The organism is Bradyrhizobium sp. USDA 4369, from assembly GCF_054056435.1.
This window is the reverse complement of sequence record NZ_JBSRYH010000001.1, coordinates 5,399,044-5,421,152: the sequence shown is the minus strand read 5'-3', so window position 1 is coordinate 5,421,152 and position 22,109 is coordinate 5,399,044. Positions and strand designations below refer to the sequence as shown.

Annotated in this window: 21 protein-coding genes and 1 tRNA gene; 6 read left to right on the top strand and 16 right to left on the bottom strand. The window is 65.1% G+C overall.

Annotated features, from left to right (window positions below; translation table 11 throughout):
• Positions 1-242: 242 nt before the first annotated feature.
• A complete protein-coding gene (gene cysE, locus ACVIJ6_RS24540) occupies positions 243-1,070 on the bottom strand; it encodes a serine O-acetyltransferase (protein WP_012045187.1) in 828 nt (275 codons plus the stop codon).
• A gap of 436 nt (positions 1,071-1,506) precedes the next feature.
• Here cysE and ACVIJ6_RS24535 point away from each other — a divergent pair, with 436 nt between their 5' ends.
• Complete coding sequence (locus ACVIJ6_RS24535) at positions 1,507-2,907, top strand: hypothetical protein (protein WP_456774803.1); 1,401 nt, start codon at positions 1,507-1,509, stop codon at positions 2,905-2,907.
• Positions 2,908-3,137: 230 nt separating this feature from the next.
• Here the strand turns inward: ACVIJ6_RS24535 and ACVIJ6_RS24530 are convergent, their stop codons facing one another.
• On the bottom strand, positions 3,138-3,887 hold the full coding sequence (locus ACVIJ6_RS24530; protein ID WP_456774802.1) for an alpha/beta fold hydrolase: 750 nt from the start codon (positions 3,885-3,887) through the stop codon (positions 3,138-3,140).
• Positions 3,888-3,931: 44 nt separating this feature from the next.
• Positions 3,932-5,083, bottom strand: coding sequence for a hypothetical protein (locus tag ACVIJ6_RS24525; protein WP_456774801.1), 1,152 nt, complete (start codon positions 5,081-5,083; stop codon positions 3,932-3,934).
• 296 nt (positions 5,084-5,379) lie between these two features.
• On the opposite strand from ACVIJ6_RS24525, the gene ACVIJ6_RS24520 reads away from it, so the two are divergent.
• Positions 5,380-5,622 (top strand): zinc-finger domain-containing protein, encoded by a 243-nt coding sequence (locus tag ACVIJ6_RS24520; RefSeq protein ID WP_012045191.1) that lies wholly within the window; start codon positions 5,380-5,382, stop codon positions 5,620-5,622.
• A 7-nt stretch (positions 5,623-5,629) separates the two neighbouring features.
• A complete protein-coding gene (locus ACVIJ6_RS24515) occupies positions 5,630-6,832 on the top strand; it encodes an FAD-dependent monooxygenase (protein ID WP_456777075.1) in 1,203 nt (400 codons plus the stop codon).
• Positions 6,833-6,881: 49 nt separating this feature from the next.
• On the opposite strand, the gene ACVIJ6_RS24510 is transcribed toward ACVIJ6_RS24515, so the two are convergent.
• A complete protein-coding gene (locus tag ACVIJ6_RS24510; RefSeq protein WP_456774800.1) occupies positions 6,882-7,352 on the bottom strand; it encodes a hypothetical protein in 471 nt (156 codons plus the stop codon).
• A gap of 379 nt (positions 7,353-7,731) precedes the next feature.
• Between ACVIJ6_RS24510 and ACVIJ6_RS24505 the strand changes: the two genes are divergently transcribed.
• A tRNA-Leu gene (locus ACVIJ6_RS24505) sits at positions 7,732-7,818 on the top strand.
• A gap of 125 nt (positions 7,819-7,943) precedes the next feature.
• Here the strand turns inward: ACVIJ6_RS24505 and ACVIJ6_RS24500 are convergent.
• The 11 genes from ACVIJ6_RS24500 to ACVIJ6_RS24450 form a co-directional block, all read right to left on the bottom strand.
• Positions 7,944-9,401, bottom strand: coding sequence for an amidase (locus ACVIJ6_RS24500; RefSeq protein ID WP_456774799.1), 1,458 nt, complete (start codon positions 9,399-9,401; stop codon positions 7,944-7,946).
• Complete coding sequence (locus ACVIJ6_RS24495; protein ID WP_456774798.1) at positions 9,398-10,414, bottom strand: branched-chain amino acid ABC transporter permease; 1,017 nt, start codon at positions 10,412-10,414, stop codon at positions 9,398-9,400. The genes ACVIJ6_RS24500 and ACVIJ6_RS24495 overlap by 4 nt, the downstream gene beginning before the upstream one ends.
• A 2-nt stretch (positions 10,415-10,416) precedes the next feature.
• Entirely contained in the window at positions 10,417-11,283 is an 867-nt protein-coding gene (locus ACVIJ6_RS24490; protein ID WP_456774797.1) for a branched-chain amino acid ABC transporter permease, read from the bottom strand.
• A 19-nt stretch (positions 11,284-11,302) separates the two neighbouring features.
• On the bottom strand, positions 11,303-12,001 hold the full coding sequence (locus ACVIJ6_RS24485) for an ABC transporter ATP-binding protein (protein ID WP_456777074.1): 699 nt from the start codon (positions 11,999-12,001) through the stop codon (positions 11,303-11,305).
• Entirely contained in the window at positions 11,988-12,716 is a 729-nt protein-coding gene (locus ACVIJ6_RS24480) for an ABC transporter ATP-binding protein (protein ID WP_456774796.1), read from the bottom strand. Before ACVIJ6_RS24480 ends, ACVIJ6_RS24485 begins: the two co-directional genes overlap by 14 nt.
• A 25-nt stretch (positions 12,717-12,741) precedes the next feature.
• Positions 12,742-14,061 carry an ABC transporter substrate-binding protein gene (locus ACVIJ6_RS24475; protein WP_456774795.1) on the bottom strand — a complete coding sequence of 440 codons (1,320 nt, stop codon included), beginning with the start codon at positions 14,059-14,061 and terminating at the stop codon, positions 12,742-12,744.
• A 106-nt stretch (positions 14,062-14,167) separates the two neighbouring features.
• A complete protein-coding gene (locus tag ACVIJ6_RS24470) occupies positions 14,168-15,163 on the bottom strand; it encodes a SphA family protein (protein ID WP_456774794.1) in 996 nt (331 codons plus the stop codon).
• 283 nt (positions 15,164-15,446) lie between these two features.
• Positions 15,447-16,511, bottom strand: coding sequence for a helix-turn-helix domain-containing protein (locus tag ACVIJ6_RS24465; RefSeq protein ID WP_456774793.1), 1,065 nt, complete (start codon positions 16,509-16,511; stop codon positions 15,447-15,449).
• 300 nt (positions 16,512-16,811) lie between these two features.
• On the bottom strand, positions 16,812-17,471 hold the full coding sequence (locus ACVIJ6_RS24460; protein ID WP_456774792.1) for a glutathione S-transferase family protein: 660 nt from the start codon (positions 17,469-17,471) through the stop codon (positions 16,812-16,814).
• Between the two features lie 28 nt (positions 17,472-17,499).
• Positions 17,500-17,985, bottom strand: coding sequence for an SRPBCC family protein (locus tag ACVIJ6_RS24455; RefSeq protein ID WP_456774791.1), 486 nt, complete (start codon positions 17,983-17,985; stop codon positions 17,500-17,502).
• Positions 17,978-18,307 carry an ArsR/SmtB family transcription factor gene (locus ACVIJ6_RS24450; RefSeq protein ID WP_456774790.1) on the bottom strand — a complete coding sequence of 110 codons (330 nt, stop codon included), beginning with the start codon at positions 18,305-18,307 and terminating at the stop codon, positions 17,978-17,980. The genes ACVIJ6_RS24455 and ACVIJ6_RS24450 overlap by 8 nt, the downstream gene beginning before the upstream one ends.
• Positions 18,308-18,498: 191 nt before the next feature.
• Between ACVIJ6_RS24450 and ACVIJ6_RS24445 the strand changes: the two genes are divergently transcribed.
• Complete coding sequence (locus tag ACVIJ6_RS24445; RefSeq protein WP_456774789.1) at positions 18,499-19,905, top strand: methyl-accepting chemotaxis protein; 1,407 nt, start codon at positions 18,499-18,501, stop codon at positions 19,903-19,905.
• 141 nt (positions 19,906-20,046) lie between these two features.
• On the opposite strand, the gene ACVIJ6_RS24440 is transcribed toward ACVIJ6_RS24445, so the two are convergent.
• On the bottom strand, positions 20,047-21,660 hold the full coding sequence (locus tag ACVIJ6_RS24440) for an ABC transporter substrate-binding protein (protein ID WP_456774788.1): 1,614 nt from the start codon (positions 21,658-21,660) through the stop codon (positions 20,047-20,049).
• Positions 21,661-21,880: 220 nt separating this feature from the next.
• Here ACVIJ6_RS24440 and ACVIJ6_RS24435 point away from each other — a divergent pair, with 220 nt between their 5' ends.
• Positions 21,881-22,012 (top strand): hypothetical protein, encoded by a 132-nt coding sequence (locus ACVIJ6_RS24435; RefSeq protein WP_456774787.1) that lies wholly within the window; start codon positions 21,881-21,883, stop codon positions 22,010-22,012.
• Positions 22,013-22,109: the final 97 nt, after the last annotated feature.

Sequence of the window (22,109 nt, the reverse complement as noted above, 5' to 3'; positions counted from 1 at the left end):
GCCCGTGTCCTTGAGCTCGATCATCCAGCCCGTTGATCTTGGCGAGGCAGCGCAAGCGTTATCGAACCAAGCGTTGTCGCACCAAGCGTTATCGAACGAAGCTGAAGGAGACGCCGTGGATCTCACATTCATTCCGCCGAGACAATGACGGATCGTCAGATCCACGGACGGTCCGTGTGTTCGCACGAAATTCCGCGGTTGAAAAGCTCTTGACTTCGAGATTGACGCAGCTGCCTTCCAGCTCAGATCCCGATCGCGTTGATCATCTGGTCCATGGTGCGCGACGGCTCCGCGCAGCCCGCCTCACCCACGATCTTGGCCGGCACACCTGCAACCGTGACGTTGTTCGGGACCGGCTTCACGACGACGGATCCAGCAGCGATACGCGCGCAATGACCGACCTCGATGTTGCCGAGCACCTTGGCACCTGCGCCGATCAGCACGCCATGGCGAATCTTCGGGTGGCGATCCTCATTCTCCTTGCCGGTGCCTCCGAGGGTCACGCCGTGCAGGATCGAGACGTTGTCCTCGATGATGGCGGTCTCGCCGCAGACGAAGCCGGTGGCGTGATCGAGGAAGATGCCACGGCCGATCCGGGCCGCCGGATTGATGTCGGTCTGGAAGACGGCTGAGGAGCGGCTCTGCAGATAGAACGCGAAATCCTTGCGGTTCTTGCGATGCAGCCAGTGCGCCAGACGGTGCGTCTGCAGCGCATGGAAGCCCTTGAAGTAGAGCAACGGATCGATGAAGCGCGCGGTGGCCGGATCGCGATCATAGACCGCGACGAGATCGGCGCGAAAGGCGTGGCCGAGGTCCGGCTCGTCGCGCAGCGCGTCGTCGAAGGTCTGGCGGATCAGGTCGCCCGACAACGCGGAATGATCGAGCCGGTCGGCCACACGATGCACGACCGAATCTTCCAGCCTGCTGTGATGCAGCACGGTCGAATAGATGAAGGTCGCGAGCTCTGGCTCGCGGCGGACGATCTCTTCGGCCTCGTGGCGGATCCGATCCCAGATCGGATCGAGCGCAGCAAGCTTTCCGCCCTGTGGGTTGGTCTGATGCATGGCCATGGCAGCTTCTCGCATATTCAATCGGCAGGGATTATAGCACAGCGCGTGAAACGGTGTCCTCCGCGAGCTGCTCGGGGTGACCGATCCATTCCAGCCTGCCTCGCCCCCAGAGAACACGGGATTGAGACAATTCCGTTACTTGCCGGCTATACCGCGGCGTCCGGCGGCCCCGCGTCGGCTCAAATTGGTCGGTCGGAACCGGAAATCAAGGCGAGGCACGCCCTCGCGGTGGCGGGTTCCGCCTGGTTCAGAGGCTTGACGTCAGGGTTGGCGTCAGCCTGGTGTCAGCTTGGTGCGAGACAAGTCCAGGCCTCGACCCGTCCGTTGCGGCAAAAAGGAACCACGGCAGCACAGATGACTGGCCGTCCCCCGCTGGAACACGGGGTCGGCTTTACCATCCATCATGCTGCGTCTATTGATGAATACCGCAAGGGCCATGTTTTGGCCATGGTGCTCCGAACCGGGGGACACAGGCATCAGCAACACTCAGATCCTGGACGAACGCGCGAGTGAGGCCGGATCGGCCTGGCTCCCCCTCATCGTCATTCCGCTCTTCCTGGTGGCGCCCGCGCTGTGGAACGGTTATCCGCTGCTGCAGTGGGACACCGGCGGCTATCTCGCGCGCTGGTATGAAGGCTATCTGGTGCCGAGCCGCTCGACCGTGTTCGGGCTCTATTTGCACTGGGGCGAAGGGTCCAGCTTCTGGCTCAATCTCGGCCTGCAGGCGCTGGCGACGCTGTGGATCCTGCAGCTGACCTTGCGTGTGCTCGGGCTCGCCCAGCCGCTGCGCCTGCTCTGGATCGGCCTGCTGCTGATCCTGACCACCGCATTGCCCTGGCTCGCCAGCATGCTGCTGACCGACATCTTTGCCGGACTGTCGGTGCTCGCGCTGTTCATCCTGGTCACGCAGGCGCGCCGCATCTCGCCGCTCGAAAAATGTGCGCTGTTCGGCTTCGTCGCGTTCGCCTCCGCCACCCATAGCGCCACGCTCGGCGTGCTGTTCGGGCTGTGCTGCGCCGGTTGGATCGGCTATCCGTGGCTGCGTCGGCAGATCGCGCTCTCCGGCCTTGTGCAGGCCAGCCTGACCATCGTTGCCGGAGCCGCGATGCTGCTCGCGGCCAACTTCGCCTTGTCGGGCCAGCTGGCATGGACGCCGGGCGGCACCGGCGTCGCCTTTGGCCGCATGCTCCAGGACGGCATCGTCACGCAGTACCTGAAAGACCATTGCGCGCGCGAGAAGCTCAAGCTCTGCCCCTATCGCAACGAGCTGCCGCCCACGGCGGATGACTTCCTGTGGGGCAACAGCATGTTCAACAAGCTCGGCCGCTTCGAGGGCATGAACGACGAGATGGGGTTCATCGTGAAGCAGTCGCTCACGGCCTATCCGCTGTGGCAGGCCAAGGCGGCGGCGGTCGCCACGGTCGAGCAGCTGCTGCATGTGGCGACCGGCGAAGGCACCAATGGCTGGGTGCCGCACACCTATGGCATCATCGAGCGCTACATTCCGTCCCAGACGAAGCAGATGCGCGCGGCGCATCAGCAGCACTGGGAGATCAATTTCGCGGTCGTGAACTGGCTCCACGTACCGGTCGCGCTCGGATCCATGCTGGCCGTGGCTGCCATCGCCGCCCATGCGATCTGGCGCCGGCGCCGCGATGACGTCGCCCTCCTGGCCGTCACCGTGACGCTCGCTTTGCTCGGCAACGCCGTGATCTGCGGCGTGATCTCAGGTCCCCACGACCGCTACGGCGCCCGCCTGGTCTGGATCGCCAGCTTCACCGCTTTGATCGCCGCTGCACGCTGGTTCGGCGGCGAACGCGTCGACGCAGCGCCGTAGAGCGTGGGCACCGCGGCCGCCTCCGCTGCATTGTTTGGTGGGTACAATCTCTCTCCACGTCGTTGCGAGCGAAGCGAAGCAATCCAGAGTCCCGCCCGAGCCCCTGGATTGCTTCGCTCGCAATGACGGAGGAGAGAGCGAGCGCGGATCTGGATCTACGACCGGGCCGTGACACAACGCCGAGCGCCGTGGCCGGCTGTTGGCCCATCAGCTCGCGCGTGGATCGACCGTCAGCGCCGTGAGAGGAAATCGATCACGCCGGCCTTGTAGACCTTGTCGCCGACGGCGCGCATGTGATCGCGGTTGGGAATGTCGAGCACCTCCGCGCCGGGAATGAGCGCGCCGAGCGCCGGCCCGGAGCCTGCGACCTCGTCGGCGGTGCCGACGGCGACCAGGACGGGCACGGCGATGCGGCCGACCTGTTCGCGCGAGATCAATCCGCGCGAGCCGCGCATGCAGGCGGCCAGGGCCAGCCGGTCGGAGCGGGTCTGGTCCGCAAAGGCGCGGAAGGTGCGTCCGACGGGATCGGTCACCTCGTCGATCGACGGCGCCTCCAGCGCCGCAGCGACGTTCTCGCCCGGCCCGCCGCCCTCGATCATCGCCATGCCGATGCCGCCGAAGATCGCCGAACGCAGGCGCTCGGGCGTGGCGAGGGCGATATAGGCGGCGATGCGACCGCCCAGCGAGTAGCCCATGACATCGGCGCTTGCGAGCCCGAGATGGTCCATCAGCGCGGTGACATCACTGGCCATCTCCGCGATCGCGTAGCTCGCGGGATCGTAGAGCTTGGCCGAGTCGCCATGGCCGCGATTGTCGAGCGCGATGACGCGGCGGCCGTCCTTGCGCAACTCGGACACCCAGGCCGGATAGACCCAGTTGACGTTCTTGGTCGACGCGAAGCCGTGGACGAGCACGATCGGATCGCCCTCCCCCTCATCGATGAAGGCGATTTCGACGGCGCCGTTGTGAAAGCTCGGCATCGGCCTGAGTCCTGGAATCGAGAATGAAAATGCTGCGACGGAGTTTAGCCGCAGGAGGCGGCGGCGACCAGTTCGGGTCTGGCCGCGGCGGCCTGCACCTGCCGCAATCGCCGCCGCTTGCCGCGATCGATCACAGCCTGCGTGGCGCGCTCCGCCATCGATTTGAGCGAGCCGAGCACCCCGAACAGCGTCATCAGGGCACCGAACAGCCAGAGTGCGAGGTTGAACGCACCCGCCGTCAGCAGCAGCGCGCCACGGCCGAGCAGTTTCAGGATCGCGCGCGTCTGGCCGCCCTTGGCCTCGGCCAGACGGGCCGCGCGGGCGACGTCCTTCGGCCCCTCCGCGAGCTTGAGCGAATCGAGCGCGCCGCGCGTTCCGGCCTTCTCGGTGATGCGGCCGACATCCTTGCCGAGCCGCACCAGGGCACCGGCCTTCTCGGCCCGGAACGCCGCCCTTATCGCAGTCGCGGTCTCTCCGGGACGCAGCACCGAGCCCGAGGCAACCGCCTGCTGCAGCATCGGCGCATCGACCACCTCGCGCGCGGACCGTCCGGCCCAGGCCGCCAGTCCCTCGCCGAGCCGGCCGACCTTGCGGGCATCCTTCACCAGGGTCAGACCGGCGCGCACCGGCGCCGCGGTGCCGGCAGAGACATAGGTCGCGGCGGTCACGGCAAGGCCGGCCGCGGCAAGACCCAGCACGAGGCGGTCGGTCTCCTCGCCCATCACCAGATGCTTGCCTTCGCGCACGGCGTCGCGGATGTCACCGAACACGAACAGATCGCCGGCGACAGTGCCGGAGAGGCTGGCGACATCATCGGCCTGGCCGGTAACGAGCCCGGTCGCAAAGCGCTTCGCCACGCTCGCCGGCGCCTTCTCCGCGGCCAAGGCATCAGTCACCCGCTGCACCTGGCTCTCATCGAGTGCGAGATGATGCGCGTTTGCGAGTGCGACGAAGCTGTCCGCGAGATCCGGATCGCCGGCGGCAAGCGCCTCGTCGATCCCGGTGGAGATGCGCACCGGATCGCTTTGCAACAGCGGCGCGATCTGCAGCTCCGAAAGCCGCGCCGGATCGTCTGCCGCGTCGAGCACGGCTCCGGCATGATAGGCATGCGGATACAGCGCCGCGCCGATGGCGATGCTGATGGCAAGGCCCGCCAATGCCAGACCGATACCGCGATTGATTCGATTTGAGATCACGCCGTGTTCACGTTTTCGCGTGGATATTCAGTTGAAAACATAGGATGTCCGGCCCGGGACACAACGGCCCCGACGAAAGAAGGGCTTCTCGGGCGCATCTGGTTTGTGTCGAATCCACAAGCGCAAAAATAACGGCGTGCGTCACACCCAACGCAGGTTCCCAATCCTAGGAATTGGCCTTATGGCTCAGTATGGTGCGCCGCCGTTTCGCGACGGCACGGCGTATCGTTCCTGTCCCGTCGGCCGATTCCCCGTGCTGATCCGCTCTGCTCTTCTTGCCACTCGAGGTGAAACCGATGGCCGATAACATCGTCCCGCATTTCCACAACGACGCCGGTGTGCCCGTCATCGAGATCGGCTCGCGTGAGTTCATGTGCGTGGGAGCGAACCCGCCGTTCGATCATCCGCACGTGTTCCTCGATCTCGGCAACGACAAGGAAATCATCTGTCCCTACTGCTCGACGCTGTACCGCTACGCGCCTGACCTCGCCGCCGGCGAGGCGCGGCCGCCGGAATGCGTGCTCAAGGACGTGGCCTGATCGGCCGATCGTGGCATCGCGTACCATCTTCGTTGCAGGCGCCGGGATCGGCGGCCTGACAGCAGCGCTCGCACTGGCCACCAAGGGCTTTCGTGTCGTCGTGCTGGAAAAGGCCGAGCGGCTCGAAGAGGTCGGCGCCGGGCTGCAGCTGTCCCCGAATGCCAGTCGCATTCTGATTGATCTCGGATTGGGGCCGCGGCTTGCCGCCCGCGTGGTGATGCCGGAGGCCGTCAGCATCCTCAGTGCCCGGGCCGGCGGTGAAATCGCGCGGCTGCCGCTCGGCGCGGCGGCGAGCGAGGCTGCCGGCGCGCCCTATTGGGTCGTACATCGCGCCGATCTGCAGGCGGCCTTGGCGGCCGAGGCGATGGCGCATCCGGACATCGAGCTGCGCCTGGGCTGCCAGTTCGAGGACGTGGCGGCCCACGCCAAGGGGCTCACCGTGGTGCATCGCCGCGGCGATGAGCGCCGGCAGGACGTGGCGCTGGCGCTGATCGGCGCCGACGGCGTCTGGTCGGCAGTACGGCATCATCTGTTTCCACAGGTCCGCGCCGAATTCTCCGGCCTGATCGCGTGGCGCGGCACGCTCGACGCCCGGCAATTGCCACGCGACCATGCCAGCGCGCGGGTGCAGCTCTGGATGGGACCCGGTGCTCATCTGGTCGCCTACCCGATCTCGGCCGGGCGGCAGGTCAACGTCGTCGCGGTGGTGCCCGGCACCTGGAACCGGCCGGGCTGGAGCGCCGAGGGCGATCCAGCGGAGCTGAAGGCGGCGTTCGGCCCGCCACGCTGGCCGGCCACGGCCCGCTTGCTGCTCAATGCGGTTGATGGCTGGCGCAAATGGGCGTTGTTCGGGGTTCCCGAGGGCATCGCGTGGACCGCAGGCAATGTCGCGCTGCTGGGCGACGCGGCCCATGCGATGCTGCCGTTTGCGGCGCAGGGCGCGGGCATGGCGATCGAGGACGCAGCCGTGCTCGCCAAGACCCTGAGCGAAGCGCGCCCGGATGGCCCTGGCGCCATCGAGGGGGCATTGCAGCGCTACGCCAGGCTGCGCCGCCCCCGCGTCGGCCGGGTACAGCGCACGGCGCGCCAGCAAGGGCGCGTCTACCACATGACGGGTCCGCTGGCGCTGGCGCGCGACCTCAGCATCAAGGCGCTCGGCCCGCAACGGCTATCGGCGCGGCAAAGCTGGATCTACGATTGGCGGCTGTAGCCCATGAATGCGTTGCCACGGAAACGCATCATGATCTGATGTTGCGGCCTCAATAGACCGAACCGTCCCGCGGCAGGGTCGAAGGACCGGCCGAACCGGTGGCGGCCATCGGCCGCGCCGGACGCGCCGGTTTGGCCGGCTTGCCACCCTTGGCGGCCGCAGGCGCCGGCGGTGGGCTTTCCTGGCACTTGTTGCGGCGCCACGCCTCTTCGGCGAATTGCGACTGGCCGCGGATCGCCACGTAATCGTTGCGATAAGCGAGCTCCGCCACCACGGCGCCGCCGGTCCCGGTCTCCGCCTTGGCCATCAGGCCCTGCAACTCGGCGGTGCGCGCAGCTAACGACTTGCGCTCGGTTTCGAGCTGCTTGCAGTCGTACAGATCGTATTTGGCCGGATCGGCGAAAGCCGTCGACATGTTGTCGCTCATGCCGGCACAACCGGACAGCAGCGATCCCAAAGCGATCAACCCCGCGGCGAGCGCAAGGCGCCGATGGCTTGGGCGGTGGCAGTCAGTGGTCATGCAGCCTCGTTAAAGCAGCCGTCTTAAAACATCGTCTCGCCCCGAAGGGAAGCGCATCGGGCTTGGCCTCGCCGACCGCACGATCCGCAGCATCGACAGTGCCCGCCCCGTCCGGATCCGGTTCACCCGCCCCGCCAGCTGGATCTGCCGAGCGCCCGATTTCAGAAAGACATCCGCATCTTGCAAGTGCCCTTTGGCGCAGCTGTTGAATGACGCGGCTCGCTTGCTTCAGATCAGATGCCATCTCAAAGCAGCTGGTGACGGCCGGATTGAGGCTTTACCAAGGCGACCGCCTTGGCTTAAGCAGAGGATGAGCCTCAGGGCACCGAAAGCTTCATTCCTTCTGCACGAAGGCTGGGCTAGGTCTCTGATCCCAAACGCGGACGTGGCGGAATTGGTAGACGCAAGGGACTTAAAATCCCTCGATGGCAACGTCGTGTGGGTTCGAGTCCCACCGCCCGCACCAGGCCCTCGCCGTTTCATCCTCTGCATGATGCGAGATTGCTGCAGCGTCAACGGCTGCACGGCGCGCGCCGGCCGGTCGTCTGATGAGACGATGAAGTCATCCGGCCGGCTCGTCCGTCATACCGGCTAATAGCCGGGCGGAGCCTGGAAGGGGCCGAGCTCGCGTTCGACCAGACGGGCAAAACGCAAGGTGGTGCGGTCGCCCAGGAACGGTCCGATGATCTGGACGCCTGCCGGCACCGGACCGACCAGCGCGCCGGTGGGCATCGCAGTCGCCGGCAGATGGGCGACCGTAGCGAGGCCCGGCCATGCCAGATTGTCGAGATAGGGGATCCGGCGGTCGCCTACCGCCACGGTGCGGACGAACTGGGCCGCAAAATCCGACCGCTCGAAGTCATGCGGGAACGCCACGGTCGGCGTCACCGGGCAGATCAGGACGTCGTAGTCGGCAAAGAAATCGCTCCACGCCTGGCGGAGCCGATGGCGCTCCTCCCGGATCGCGAGATAGCGCTGCAAAGGCTGCCGAATGGCATCGGCCACCTGCCGCGGATAGCTGCCGGCTTCCGCCGCATCCCCTTCCGCGAGCAGGGCCTCCTGGTCCAAGCGCGGAAGGCCAGCCCCGATGATCCCGAACAGAGTCTGAATGTAGGCGCGGTGGCTGGCCGCGGCGTCGATGGCCGGGCGGGCCGCTTCATCGACCTGGACTCCGCAACGCCTGAGACAACCGACAAGATGATCAATCGCCGCAGCATAGCCGGGATCGAGCGGAAAGGCGTCGGTCCACACCCCGACCCTGAAACTTTGCAATTCGTCGCGACGCGGGGCCGGCAATCGGAGCTCGGCTCCCGCGCGCTCGATCTCGGCAGGTCCGAGCAGGATGTCGAACAGCATTTCCAGATCCTCGGCGCTGCGCGCGAGAGGTCCGACGACAGAAAGCCCGGACGGCGCAATCTGTCCGGGCGGAGGCGGAACATGTCCTGCGATATCGACCAGACCGTAGCTCGGCTTGTGTCCGTAGACGCCGCAGAAATGCGACGGGACGCGGATCGATCCGCCGATGTCGCTGCCGAGCTCCAGCGGGGTCAAGCCCGCAGCCAGTGCTGCAGCCGAGCCGCCGGACGAGCCGCCCACGGTGCGCGTCAGATCCCACGGATTGCGGCTCAATCCGAACAGCGTGTTGTAGGATTGATGGTCCTTTGCCGCGGCCGGGACGTTGGTCTTGCCGAAGATGACCGCTCCGCTCGCCCGGATCCGCGCCACCGCCGCAGCGTCCCGCTGCGGACGGTAGTCACGCAGTTCCTCCATGCCGCAGGTCACCGCCATTCCCGTCACAGCGAACGAGTCCTTGATGGTCATCGGCAGACCAAGCAGGCGTCCCGCACACGGGTTTCGGACGATGGCCTCGTCGGCGGCGCGCGCGCTCCGCCGCGCCCCCTCCTCATCGAGAGCAATCACCGCGTTGCACTCCGGATTGAGCCGCTGCACGCGATCCAGATGCAGGTCCAGCAGCTCGGTCGCACTGATGCGCCGCTCCGCCAGCATTTTCAACTGCGCCGTCGCGCTGAGATAATGCGTGTTCGTCATGGTCTGAGAGTCCCTGGGCTATCGTTGTTCGGTTCGTCCTGCAGCAGAAGGCGCGGCGCTTTGCGTTGGACGCTCATGAAACGCAGGCCCCAGCGCGCACTCAGCGCCGGCCACAGCCCGCGCGGCGACCACAGCATCGTCGCCACCGCCGCGCTCCCCAGGGCGACGAGATACCAGCCGGCCGACAGTCCAAGCTGGCCGGTGACGATCTCGCGCAGAGCGAAGAACAGCAGCGTACCGATGATCGGCCCCTCCAACGTTCCAATGCCGCCGATCACGACGATGAACATCATGTCGACGACCCAGCTGACGTCGAACGCCGAAGCCGGGCTGAGATAGAGATTGCTGAGGAAGTTGACGGCGCCCGCCGTGCCACATCCGGCAGCGGAGACGACAAAGACGATGAGCCGATTGCGCTGGACATCGACGCCGACGCTCATGGCCGCAACGTCGTTGTCGCGCACGCTCATGATCCCGAGACCGAGTTCAGATCGCATCAACAGCAAGAGCCCCGCCGTCGCTGCCAGCGCCATCGCGCTCGCAAGCCAGAACAGCGTCGGCTCGAACCAGTCGAGATCGATCAGCCTGCCGGTCTTGAGCGGCACGCCGGCCGTCGCGCCGGTCAGGGATGATTTCGTGACGAGGGTCGCGACGATCTCGGAAAACACCCAAATGCCGATCGAGAAATAGGCCTCGCGCAACCGAAACAGCGGCAGCGCGATCAGCGCTGCCAGGCCCGCGGCCGCCAGCGGAGCCAAGGGCAACACCAAATAAGGCGAGACGTCCAACGCTTCCGCTGCGAGGAACAGCGCGTAAGCGCCGGCTGCCACGAACACCTGATGCCCGAGCGAGACGAGACCCGCATAGCCCGCGAGCTGGTTCCACATCTGCGCCATCGTGAGAATGAGCAGAGCCTCCGTCCATAAGCGCAGCGCGCCGTCGCCGAGCACGAAAGGCGCGACGGCGCTGAGCAGGATCGACAGGACGAGACCGGACACCAGACGGCGATGCATCGTCAGCTCCGGCTCGCCACCAGCCCCGACGGGCGGAGCAGGATCATGACGAAGAACAGCAAGTGACAATAAAGCAGGCCGGCGTTGGGATCCCATTTCAGGCCGACGAGTTGCGTGACGCCCAGCGCGAGACCGCCGATCAACGGTCCCCAGAACGAGCCGATGCCGCCCAGCACCACGACCTCGAACGCGATGAGCAGGCGCTCGACGCCGGAAAACGGCGTGAAGCTCGCGCGCACCGCGAGAAGAAAGCCGGCGATGGCGCTGAGCGACAGGGACATCGCCATGACACACGCGTACACCCGGTCGGGCTTCACGCCGAACAACCGAACGATATCGCGACGATCCGCCGTTGCGCGAATGATCCGACCGAATGACGTCCGCTTCAGCATCCATTGCAGCAGCAGAAACAGCACGACAGAGGTGACGAGCGTCAGCAGTGGCACGACACCGATGCTGATATCGAAGATCGCGATGCTGGCGCGCGACAGCGATCCGAGTTGCAGCCCACGCAGATCTGCGCCGAATAGCTCCACCATGACGTTGCGCAGGATGATCGACACCCCGAAGGTGAGGAGCAGCGGCGCGAGGGGGTCCGCAGACTGCATGGCTCGGTTGACGATCCAGCTCTGATACACATAACCGAGGCAGAAGGAGAATAGGATGGTGAGAGCGAGAATGATCAGTGGGTGGAGATCCGGTGCAGCTGCCACGACGATCACCGCGAAGAAAGCAGACAGCACCATGAACTCGCCTTGGGCGACGTTGACCACCCGCATGACTCCGAAGACGAGGGCAAGCCCGATTCCGATCAGGCCGTAGAGGCCTCCCAACAACAGGCCGTTCACCACGGTTTCGATCCACGCCATACTCACCCCTGCCCCGCTCTCAAGCGCCGAAATAGGCGCGCGTCAGATCCTCGACCCTCACGGCACCTGCGGCGGTCTCCAGTGAAATCCTTCCCTTGAGCAGGCAATAAAGCCTGTCCGCGGCAGCGGAGGCGCGCTTCACGTCCTGCTCGACCAGCACCAGGGCCGTGCCCTGCCTGCCGATCTGCGCGAATGCGGCATACATCTGCTCGACCATGAGCGGTGCCAGCCCGAGCGAGATCTCGTCACACAGCAGCAGTCGCGGGTTGCAGATCAACGCCCTGCCAATCGCGACCATCTGTTGCTGGCCGCCCGAGAGCTGACGCGGCATCGCGCTGCGCCGCTCGGCCAGGATCGGAAACAGATCGAAGACCCGCTTCAAGGTCCAATAGCCGCGGCGCCCGAGCACCTGCCCCATCATCAGATTTTCCACGACCGTGAGGCTGTCGAACAACATGCGGCCTTCGGGCACCATGCAAAGCCCTGCGCGAGCGATGTCCTCCGCGGATGCCGCGGAAATCTCGGCATCATCGAAGCGGACCCCCCCCTGCTTGCTGGCAATCAGGCCGACAAGCGCGCGCATCATCGTTGTCTTGCCGGCGCCATTCGCGCCGACGAGCGCAACCACCTCACCTTCGCCAACGCGAAGGTCGAGATCGAAGATCGCCTGGAGATCACCGTGAAAGACGTTCAGCCCGGACACATCAAGCAACGTCATCAGCAAGCCCCATATAGATCCGTCTGACCGCAGGACTTTCCATGACCTCGCGCGGCGCGCCTTCGAGCACCTTGCGGCCAAAATCGAGCACGAGAATGCGGTCCGCGGCTGCGCGCAGCGCATGCGGGATGTGCTCGATCCAGATCATGGCGTAACCGGCCTTGACGCTGCCGATTACCTCGGTGAGGCGCGCGACCTCCGGCTCCGTCAAGCCGGCCGCGATTTCGTCGAGCAGGATCAGCCGCGGCCGGGACGCCAACGCCTTGGCGAATTCCAGCCGCTTGCGATCGATCAATGGCAGCCCGCCGGCCAGCAGCTCCGCCTTGGCGGACAGCCCGGTCAATTGCAGCACCTCGATGGCCGCTTCCGCAGCAGCAGCGTCATGCATGCCACCGGCAAAGGTGGCTGCTGCGAGGACGTTTTCGTAGACGGTCAGATGCGGGAAAGGCTGCGGAATCTGAAAAGCGCGGCCGATGCCGCGACGCGCCCGGAGATGCGGCCGCAGCCCGGTGATGTCGCTTCCGTCGAGGATGATGCGGCCTGAGTCGGGCCGTATCAAACCCACGATCAGATTCAGAAGCGTGCTCTTTCCAGCTCCGTTCGGACCGATCACGCCGAGACATTCCCCCAGTTCGAGCCGGAAACTGAGATCGTCTGCGACCTTGATGGCACCGAAGCTCTTGCTCAGAGACCTGACGTTCAACACTTCGACCATGCGTCGCGCTCTGCCGCCGGCCTGCTCACGAGAGCTTGGACAGCAGAACGAGATCCGACTGCCTGGGAATAAAGGGCGCTGTCCCGTTATGGACGATCAACAATTCATATGGCGCCTTGCCCGCTTTCGCCTTGCGCCACTGCCCGCCGGACAGCGAGGTCACGGCAACATTCTTGATCGGACTGTCCTTGAATTTGACAGGACCAACCACGGTCTGCAGGTCGAGGCCGGCGATCGCATCGCACAGAGAAGTCCTGTCCTTGGGATCACTGTTGCGAAGCGCGGCGAGGCCGACCTCCCAGAGCGCATGTGCGTAGCCGATCGGCTGCGTCCACTGCCGTCCGGTCGTCTTCTCCCAATCGGCAGCGAGCTCGGCCGCGCTCTGCCCGGTCAAGGACGACTTGAACGGATAGGCCGGCGTCCACCAGACCTCGGTCGACATTCCGTCGCCACGTTCGCCCAGCGCATTGACCGCGCTGGGGAACAGAAACGCCGCAGCGACCGTACAGATCTGCGGCTTGAAACCAGCCTGCGCCGCCTGATTCCACAGCGTCACCCAATGCGGTCCATAGGCAAATCCGGATACGATATCGACGCCTTCATTCTTGAGCGCCGAAATCTGATTGGAGAAATCATCTGTCGTCACCTGGTAGCGACCGGCCGGAACTTCACGATATCCCGCTTGCGCGAGTCCTGCCGGAAGACCCTGTCTTGGATCTGCAAAGGCCACACCGGCCGCATTGTCGATGTACAGGGTTCCGACCTTCCTGTTGGACTCCACGGACTGCCACATGCCGATGAAGTTCTTCACGACATCATCGGCGCCCCAGAAGAAGTGGAACGTGTAGGGAAAGCCCTTGTCGGGCGTCGACTTGCGGGGAAACATCCAGGCCTGCCAGGGCAACATCGTGGAGATGGTCGGAACACCCCGCGCGTCGGCGAGTTCTCCGACCGGAATTTGCGCCTCGCCATCCTGGACGAGAATGAGATCGCACTTCTCTCTGAGCACGAGCTCGCTCGCCACCGTCGCAGATCGGTTCGGATCCGACTGATTGTCCTTGATAACGAGCTCGACATTGAAGGTCTTGCCACCAATCTTCAGGCCGTCCTTGAGATAGGCCTTCATGCGCTCATGGATCCAGGGATCCGGCTCCGCAAAGGGCGCACGAATGCCTGACAAGGAGCCCACCCAGCCGATCTTGATCGTGTTCGAGGCGGCCTTGGCAATGTTGGCAAGCGCGACGCTGCCCGAGCCGGCCAGCCCGAGCGCACCCGCCGCCTTGAGCAGCTGCCGACGGCTGATGCGGCGGCTCACCTTGGTCAAAGACTTGATCCTGTCACCCACGGATGTTCTCCCCAGAGGTCTGGTCGAATGAAAGCGCGACGGCGACGGCGCGCCGCTCGCAAGCGGCCTCACCACGAAGACCGCCGCGCGACGGCTCGACGAAGAGCTATTTCGTCACGAGCGGGCGCCGAGGGGCTGGCTGATCCGGCGCCCAGAGACGAAAGCTCACATTTGCGTAGACCGAGTAGCCCTTGGTGATGGATGCCGTATCGACACCCGGCCGCCCGGCCGTGCCGCCCGAAGCGGACGCAGCAAACTCATGCGTGGCCCATACGTTCAACTGCACCGGCCCGAAATCGTAGCCGACGAGCGCTCCCGCGGCCCAAAGCGAGTATCTGTTGTTCCTGATGGCTCCGCCATAGAACGCACTGGACTTGTCGTCGCTCACCTGGCCCGCATAGTAGGCAACCGGCCCGACCGTCCAGTTGCCGATCGCCTTGGTCGCCGTGAACTCGGCATGCAGCACGTTGCCGCTCCGATATTGCGTCCGCGGGTTCGTCGTATTGAACTCGGCAAAGATGTTGGCCGTGAGATTCCAGCCATCCTTTAAATAGGATACGATGAACTCCGGCTCGAACGTCCACCAGGGAACACCGACGCTGTCGAGCCCTGTCACTCCCTTGATCGTGCCGGTCGGCGCGTAGATTCCCAGCCCGGTCTTGACGAAGAAGCCGCTGTCACCGAGTTTCCAGCTCAATTCGGCCGGAACGATATAGGTATTGATCATCCCTGCCGGCGTTACGTTTATCGGACTTCCGACATCCGCCATCACCCATGGCTGCACGACGACTGCGTCATAGGTCGCACCGAAGATCGTCCATCCGGGGACCCATAGCAGTCCCGACGCTTCACCTGCCGCCCGCGACGGTGTCGCACCGCCTCCAGCATTCGGCGCTCCGGAGCCGACGATCCCGCTCTGATAGGTGAAGACCTGATTGAAGCTGTACAGACCGGGCGGCGGCGCTCCGGCCGTTCCTCCCCCCAGGGTGAGGCCGGGCTTCTGTGCCCACCCCACTGAGCCGAACTCGAACGCGAGCGCAGGTGTCGCGGTCGCCGCCATCCAGCCGCAGGCCATCGCGCCCGCGATGAACTTCAATGTCATCCTCTCCCCCTCTTATCGTTTTGACAGACGCGCATTCCAGGCCGCGGCTCGCCCCCCGGCGGCCACGCCATACGCATGCTCTCAAGAGGGAAGGTTATGAACGGACCGCATCGGCGCGTTATCCGAAATCGGCAACGGAGCGCTGCATCATCGAAAAATCATTCGGAGGCCGATCGAAGCGGCAACGACCGGGCGGGGAGAAACACACAGGACCGCGGTCAGTCACCGCAGCAGGGATCAACGCCGGGCCGCGCACATCATCTTTGCCTGTGCGAAACGACGATTAGTCCGCCCTCGCCCGCGCTCCAAACCGCCGAAACGTCTCGGAAGGGAGTTCGCCGAACAACCCGCGATAGTAGGACGTAAAGCGACTCCAATGCCAAAACCCCCACCGCGCCGCAATATCTCCGATCGAGGGCGGCACGCTGTTGCCGGCCGATGCCATCAGGTCACGGCGAACGGCGTTGAGTCGAACAACACGCAGGAATTGCGTCGGGGCCAGCCCGAACGCCCCCTGAAAGCCATCCTGTAAGCTCCGGCGGCTGACGCCGAGTTGCCGGCAAAGATCGGAAATGGTCGGCGGCTCATCTGGACTCGCCAGAACGAGCTCCCAGGCGCGATCCGCCAGGCGGCGTTGCAAGGTCACGCTCGTCAACGTCCGTCGTCGCGTCACACGCATCGACTGCATCAAAGCATGCAACAAATCGTCCTCGATGGCGCGCCGGCTTTGTTCGAAACCCAACACCCGCTCAGTGATGCCGCTGCTCCCGCAGAGCTGGAGACTCACATCCTTGACGACCGGCAGACTCGTCGGCTCGACCTGCAGACAAGTGAGTTGGCGCTTGCTGATCATCATGTCGGCCAATTCGGATTCGCCGAGCTCGGTCAACCATCGCAGGAGGTGGGCCTTGTCGACCACCAAGGTCGCGACATCGAGATATTGCGGAGTCCGAATGGACGGGAGGGCTCCGCCACCGAGCAGACAAGGGTCTGGATAGCCGATCATGTGGCCATTCACGTAGCCCGGCCCGGACGCCTGCAGAGGCTGCGAGAAGACGATCTGATCGTCGCCTGTCTCCACGTCCTTCAGCAGCGCCTGGGTCGTCCGCTCACGAACGAATTGAATGTTGTCGAGATGCAACCCGATGACTTCGGCTCTCAGCCGGCCCGCCGAGAGCTGCTGCAGGCGAATCTTCCATCCGCCAAGACCCTTGACGTGATCGAGGACATCGTCCGATTGCCGCACAACCAACCGTGGCCCAAACGTCTGCAGAGACTGTGTTTCAGGCGGCACTAACAGTCCCCTCCGGTCGCAGGGCGCTTCTCCGCAATGTCGTGCGAGTTGCACGCTCAACTCTCCGGGGGATCAGCACCGCGCCCCCCCCGACGCAAATGCAGATCCTGAAGTCCGGATGCCGATCGCAAACGCTAGCCTTGATGCCAGCAATAATCAACAAGCCGAACGATGCCGGTCGGGGCTGGCGCAGGGGGCGAGGAGCGCACGAACCGCGCGAGGGGCGAGGCGGCAACGCACCCCTCTTCGTGTGCGCCTGCAACTGCAGGGATCAGTCCGCACCGGCTCGGCTCATCAACAGTCCCGCCGCCGCGGCCGGATCGTTCTCATCAGCACGGCCGCGGCGTGCTGATCTCAGGCCGTGCTCGCGCCGGCCATCAAGCGCGCCATGGTGGTGGCCTGGAAGCTCGGCCGGGCCTCCAGCCGTTCGATCCAGGCGACGAGATTGGAATAAGCGGCGGTCAAGCTCGTCCATTCCGGCGTCAACGACAGGAAGCTCGCCTGCGGCGCGACCTGGACGTCGGCGAGCGACAGCTCGTCGCCGGCCATGAAGGGCTGGTCTGCGAGCAGCCGCGACAGCTCCGCGAAGACGGTCCGGGCCTGCGGCATGGCACGCTCGATCACGGCTTCATCCGGCGTGGTGCCGAAGAACTGCGGGCCGACAATGCGCTGAAAGGCGATGACGCTGCAGACGCCTTGAAACAGATACCAGTCGCTGATGTTCATCACCTGATCCATCCGCGCTGCCAGCCTCAAATCGGCGGGCGTCAGGGCCGGCTCGGGACACACGCGATCGAGATAACGCAGGATGGCCTGGGTCTCGTAGAGCACGAAGCCGTCATGATCGAGCACCGGCACGCGACCGAACGGATGTCGCGCGAGATGAGCCGGCGCCTTGGACTCGCCCGGCGCCAGCGCCGCAAGACGATACCGCGCGCCTTTCTCTTCCAGCGCAATCAGCACGCTGCGCCCGAACGGGCTTCCCGGCACGGAGTGAACGACGAACTCGGACATCACGATCTCCACGTTGATGGTGAGTTGCTCAAGACGGCGCGGCTTGGCGTTCCGCCTCTGCCACGAAGCGCTGCAGCAGGCCGGGCCAGCCGCCATCCACATCCCTGCGCATCGATGCGCCGGCCGCCTCGCCCATCGTTTCGAATCTGTGGTGCAGCAGTTCGACCCGCGTCGTCTCGGCGGTTTCGGCGAAGAAGCGCACATCGACCTCCGAACGCATCGCCGCATCCGGCTGCCATTGCGCATCGACCTGCCACAGCATGACGAAGCGATGCGGCGGCTCCCAGAGCGTAATGGTCGCGACCGCCGTCTCGGTGCCGTCCTCGGCGATCTCCAGCCAACGGCCGCCAAGCCTGGGCTCAAGCAGCACCTTGGTGATCGGCTTGCGGCCGACGCCATGCGTATGCGGCCACCATTGCGTCAGACCGCTGGTGAAGACCGCGAAGGCATGGTCGATCGGCGCCGTGACACGGACCTGCTTCTGCACCGGCGCGATCATCGCTCGCTCATTCATCCGTCTTCCCTTTCAACTGCCGGTGCGATCGCTCCGCTTCGATCTTGAACGCCAGCAGGGCATCGTCCCAGAAGCCGTCGAGCCACTCACGCAGCTCGGCGAGCCCTTCCCTTCGCAGCGCATAGATGCGACGGGCGCCTTCGCTGTGCTCCTCGACCAGCCCGGCGTCCTTCAACACCTTCAGATGCTGCGACACCGCGGGCCGCGACACCGGCAATCCGGCCGCAATGGCGTTGACCGGCCGAGGGCCGTCGCGGAGGCGCTCGAACACCTGCCGCCGCGTCGGATCTGCAAGCACTGTCAATGCTAATCCGTAAGCCATAGCTTACCGTAAGTCACGACTTACACCATGTCAAGCGCGCCGCCATACGCAAGGCCGAGCAGATCTCACCACCGGCAGTTGCAGCGGGAAACCATTTGGTAACCAAACTGCAAGCAAGTTGGAGCCGAGGGTCGCCGCCAGCCGAGTCGACGGCATGCAACGTGTGCAGCGGTCATCGCTGGAGAGGACACATGCTGGGTTTCCGCAGCCGCAAGAACGACCAACCGGATGCTCCCGCCCTGTTGGACGCAGCCGCGCTCGGGGCCTTCCAGGACACCTTGGCGCTGTGCCTCGACGATTGGGCCGCGGGCGAGCTCAACCGCGAGGTCGCCGACCTCGACGCGGCAGCGCTGCGCGCCAAGATCAAGCCTGAACTCATCGAGGCGATCCATCGCCTGGGCACTGCGCTTGCCGCACGCGCCTCCCAGGACCTGGATTCCATCGTCGATCTCTGCATCAACAGCAACGAGGCCTCAATCAGCGCCGCGCGCCTGATCGGCGCCTCGAACAATCAATCGGAGCGCTGCCAGAGTCTCGCCTCCGCGTCGGTCGAGCTGCAGGCCTCGGTCCAGACCATCAGCGCGACAACGACCGTAGCAGCCAATGAGGCGGCTGCGACCCGGCGGGCGGTGGAGGACAGCGTGACGGCGGTGCGTCACACGCTGCAGACCATGAACGGAATTGCGAGCTCGGTGCGGGACACCTCGTCCAAGATCGCCGATCTTAGCGCAGCCTCGGCAGAGATCGGCTCGATCGTCGGCACCATCGATGCGATCGCCAATCAGACCAATCTGCTGGCGCTGAACGCCACCATTGAAGCGGCGCGCGCGGGCGAGTTCGGCAGGGGGTTTGCCGTCGTCGCGGCCGAGGTGAAGAACCTGTCACAGCAGACCACGAAGGCCACCGAGGACATCAAGGGCCGCATCGAACGGCTGCAGGCGGAAATGAGCGGCATCGTCGAGGCGATGGCCGGCGGAGCCAAGGCCGTCGAGATCGGCATGACCGAGATGACCAATCTGGCGCAGACCATCGACGAGGCCGGGACCCGCACCGCCGTGGTCAGCTCCAAGATGGACGAGATCTCCGGCATTCTCACCGAGCAGAACGCGGCCACCGACGAGGTGGCGCAGGGCATCACCCTCCTCGCGGATCTGGCCACGGCCAATGCGAACGAGGTGATGTCGCTGGCCGACACGATGGGCAAGACCGATGCGAAGGTCGGCAAGATGCTGGCCGAGATCGCCAAGCTCTCGCTCGACAATCAGGTGGTGCGGCTCGCCAAGGCCGACCACGTGATCTGGAAGAAGCGGCTGGTCGACATGTCCGTCGGCCGGCTGCAGCTCAGGACCGACGAACTCAGTGACCATCACAATTGCCGTCTCGGCAAATGGTACTATGGCGAGGCCGGCCAGCGCCTCGCCGGTGACACCGCATTCCGCCGCCTCGAACGCCCGCATGAAGCGGTGCACCGCCACGGCAAGGAGGCCGCGCGGCTGTTCAGCGCGGGCCACATCGACGAGGCGCTCAACGAGATCGGCAAGGTCGAGATCGCCTCGACCGAGGTGCTGGCGGCGCTCGACGATATCAGGGCCTCATAGCGTAGCCCGGATGAGCGACAGCCGGCGCCCGAAGGGCGCGGGCGACAGCGACATCCGGGGTCTCACGCGCTGTGGAGGAGACCCCGGATGTCGCTACGCTCATCCGGGCTACAGGCGCCGCGGGCCGCGGCCGACATCACGTCACTCGCTCTTGTCGACGTTCCAGAACACGGGCACCGCCTGCCCTTCCAACATGCCGGTGATTGATTTCCGCCAGGCGCTCGGTGCGAACCACTGGCCTAGCGGGACATAGATCACCTGATCATAGATCTCCTGCTGAATATCGGCGGCGATCTTCTTCTGCTCGGCAAGGCCGGGAGCGCGGGCAAAGGCGTCGCGCAGCTCCTCGATCTTCGGATCGTTCGGCCAGCCGAACGGACTCTTCTGGCCGCGGGCGCTGACGAAGGTGCTGCCGATCGGATTGCCGGAATCGGCGATTACCGAATTGGTGAAGAACATGTTCCAGCCGCCTTCCTTCGGCGGCTTCTGGCTGGCGCGGCGCGTCACCACGGTCTGCCAGTCGGTGGTCTGAAGATCGACCTTGAAGCCGGCGGCGCGCAACAGCTGCGCGGCGACGACCGGCTGGGCCTTCAAGGTGATCGCGTCGCCCGGCGCCAGGATGACCACCGGCGTGCCGTCGTAGCCGGCCTCGGCGAGCAGCTTCTTGGCCTGCTCGACGCCATTGCCCTTGACCAGGGTCTCTGAGCCGACATCGGTCTCGAGCGGCGTGCCGCAGCCGAACACCGCGCCGCAGATGCGGTAGAATTTCGGCGTGCCGACCAGCGCATCGAGCACGTCCTTCTGGTTCAGCGCCAGGAAGGCGGCGCGGCGCAGCTTCACATTGTCGAATGGCGGAAACAGGAAGTTCATCCGGCCCAGCGTCTGATAGCCGAACTTGTTGAGCACATTCATGGTGAGGTCGGGATTGGCGGCCAGCACCGGCTCCAGATCCATCGGCGGAAATTCCATGAAGTCGATGTCGCCGGCCTGCAGCGCATTCACCGCCGTCTGCGCATCGGGCATCGAGATCCATTCGACGCGGTCGACCTTCACCACCTTGCCGCCGGCCGTCCAGCTCGGCGGCTCCTTGCGCGGCACGTAGTCGGTGTTCTTCTCATAGACCGCCTTCACGCCGGGCTGGAATTCCGTCTTGACGAATTTGAACGGGCCGGAACCGATCTGCTCGGCGATCTGCTGATTGGCCGGCGTCTCGGCCAGACGCTTCGGCATCATGAACGGCACGTAGGAAGACGGCTTGCCGATCGATTCCAGAACCAGACCGTAAGGCTGCTTCAGCTTCAGCGTGATCGTCTTGGCATCGGTGGCCTCGAGCGAGGCCGCCGCCTCCATCAGCTTCTGGCCCATGCTGTCATTGACGCTCCAGCGCTTCAACGAGGCGATGCAGTCCTCCGCGGTGACCGGCGTGCCGTCGTGCCATTTCAGGCCGTCGCGCAGAGTGAAGGTGTAAGTGAGCTTGTCGTCCGAGACCTTCCATTCCGCCATCTGCGGCTGCACCTGGAAATTGGCGTCGGTGCCGAGCAAGGTGTCGTAGACCATATAGCCGTGATCGCGGGTGATGTAGGCCGGCGTGAACACCGGATCGATCACGCGCAGATCGGAATGCATCACCGCCGTGATCGTCTTCTTGCCGGCCGCGAGTGCCGCCGGCGCAAGCCCTGCCGAGGACAGCGCCATGACCGAGGCGACGAGCCATGAAACGAGCGCGGAGGACGGCCGGCGCGGAGAATGTGACATGCGATCTCTCTTGACGTGAAGCTTTCATCGAACCGCTTGGCGCAGGCGCAAGCCGTCCTTCATCGTCGAGACTTGCAGCAGTTCCCCCGCGCGTCAATCGCCAGAGACGCATGGGCGGCGACGACCAACCATGCACGGGATGCCGGCGTGACGATCACGTCCCGCGTTCTGGAACTCGGCGGCTGCTCGCTCGTTTTCCAGCCAACGCAAGGAGCTCTTGATGCCCAACCAAGCCGACGCCCCCGAGCGCAATCGTCCGACACCGCCGCCCCCTCGGCCGCCGTCCCAGGATCAGGTCACGCCGCCCCTGATCGTCGACGGCGTGGAAGCCGTCCGCGATCCGTATTGTTGATGAGGACCCGGTCGCTCACGGGCACAGCGTGCGAGCGCGCGTGGGCGTAGCGATTACGGGCTCTCGCCCGCTCTCCGCCGTGATTGCGAGCGCGGCA

What these genes read in the sequence shown, in the direction of transcription:
- ACVIJ6_RS24435 (WP_456774787.1), top strand. Translation starts at nt 21,881, where the DNA reads ATGCCCAACCAAGCCGACGCCCCCGAGCGCAATCGTCCGACACCGCCG.
- ACVIJ6_RS24500 (WP_456774799.1), bottom strand. Translation starts at nt 9,401, where the DNA reads ATGACGAACACGCATTATCTCAGCGCGACGGCGCAGTTGAAAATGCTG.
- ACVIJ6_RS24445 (WP_456774789.1), top strand. Translation starts at nt 18,499, where the DNA reads ATGCTGGGTTTCCGCAGCCGCAAGAACGACCAACCGGATGCTCCCGCC.
- ACVIJ6_RS24510 (WP_456774800.1), bottom strand. Translation starts at nt 7,352, where the DNA reads ATGACCACTGACTGCCACCGCCCAAGCCATCGGCGCCTTGCGCTCGCC.
- cysE (WP_012045187.1), bottom strand. Translation starts at nt 1,070, where the DNA reads ATGGCCATGCATCAGACCAACCCACAGGGCGGAAAGCTTGCTGCGCTC.
- ACVIJ6_RS24485 (WP_456777074.1), bottom strand. Translation starts at nt 12,001, where the DNA reads ATGACGTTGCTTGATGTGTCCGGGCTGAACGTCTTTCACGGTGATCTC.
- ACVIJ6_RS24470 (WP_456774794.1), bottom strand. Translation starts at nt 15,163, where the DNA reads ATGACATTGAAGTTCATCGCGGGCGCGATGGCCTGCGGCTGGATGGCG.
- ACVIJ6_RS24450 (WP_456774790.1), bottom strand. Translation starts at nt 18,307, where the DNA reads ATGGCTTACGGATTAGCATTGACAGTGCTTGCAGATCCGACGCGGCGG.
- ACVIJ6_RS24530 (WP_456774802.1), bottom strand. Translation starts at nt 3,887, where the DNA reads ATGCCGAGCTTTCACAACGGCGCCGTCGAAATCGCCTTCATCGATGAG.
- ACVIJ6_RS24490 (WP_456774797.1), bottom strand. Translation starts at nt 11,283, where the DNA reads ATGGCGTGGATCGAAACCGTGGTGAACGGCCTGTTGTTGGGAGGCCTC.
- ACVIJ6_RS24535 (WP_456774803.1), top strand. Translation starts at nt 1,507, where the DNA reads ATGTTTTGGCCATGGTGCTCCGAACCGGGGGACACAGGCATCAGCAAC.
- ACVIJ6_RS24520 (WP_012045191.1), top strand. Translation starts at nt 5,380, where the DNA reads ATGGCCGATAACATCGTCCCGCATTTCCACAACGACGCCGGTGTGCCC.
- ACVIJ6_RS24495 (WP_456774798.1), bottom strand. Translation starts at nt 10,414, where the DNA reads ATGCATCGCCGTCTGGTGTCCGGTCTCGTCCTGTCGATCCTGCTCAGC.
- ACVIJ6_RS24480 (WP_456774796.1), bottom strand. Translation starts at nt 12,716, where the DNA reads ATGGTCGAAGTGTTGAACGTCAGGTCTCTGAGCAAGAGCTTCGGTGCC.
- ACVIJ6_RS24460 (WP_456774792.1), bottom strand. Translation starts at nt 17,471, where the DNA reads ATGTCCGAGTTCGTCGTTCACTCCGTGCCGGGAAGCCCGTTCGGGCGC.
- ACVIJ6_RS24440 (WP_456774788.1), bottom strand. Translation starts at nt 21,660, where the DNA reads ATGTCACATTCTCCGCGCCGGCCGTCCTCCGCGCTCGTTTCATGGCTC.
- ACVIJ6_RS24455 (WP_456774791.1), bottom strand. Translation starts at nt 17,985, where the DNA reads ATGAATGAGCGAGCGATGATCGCGCCGGTGCAGAAGCAGGTCCGTGTC.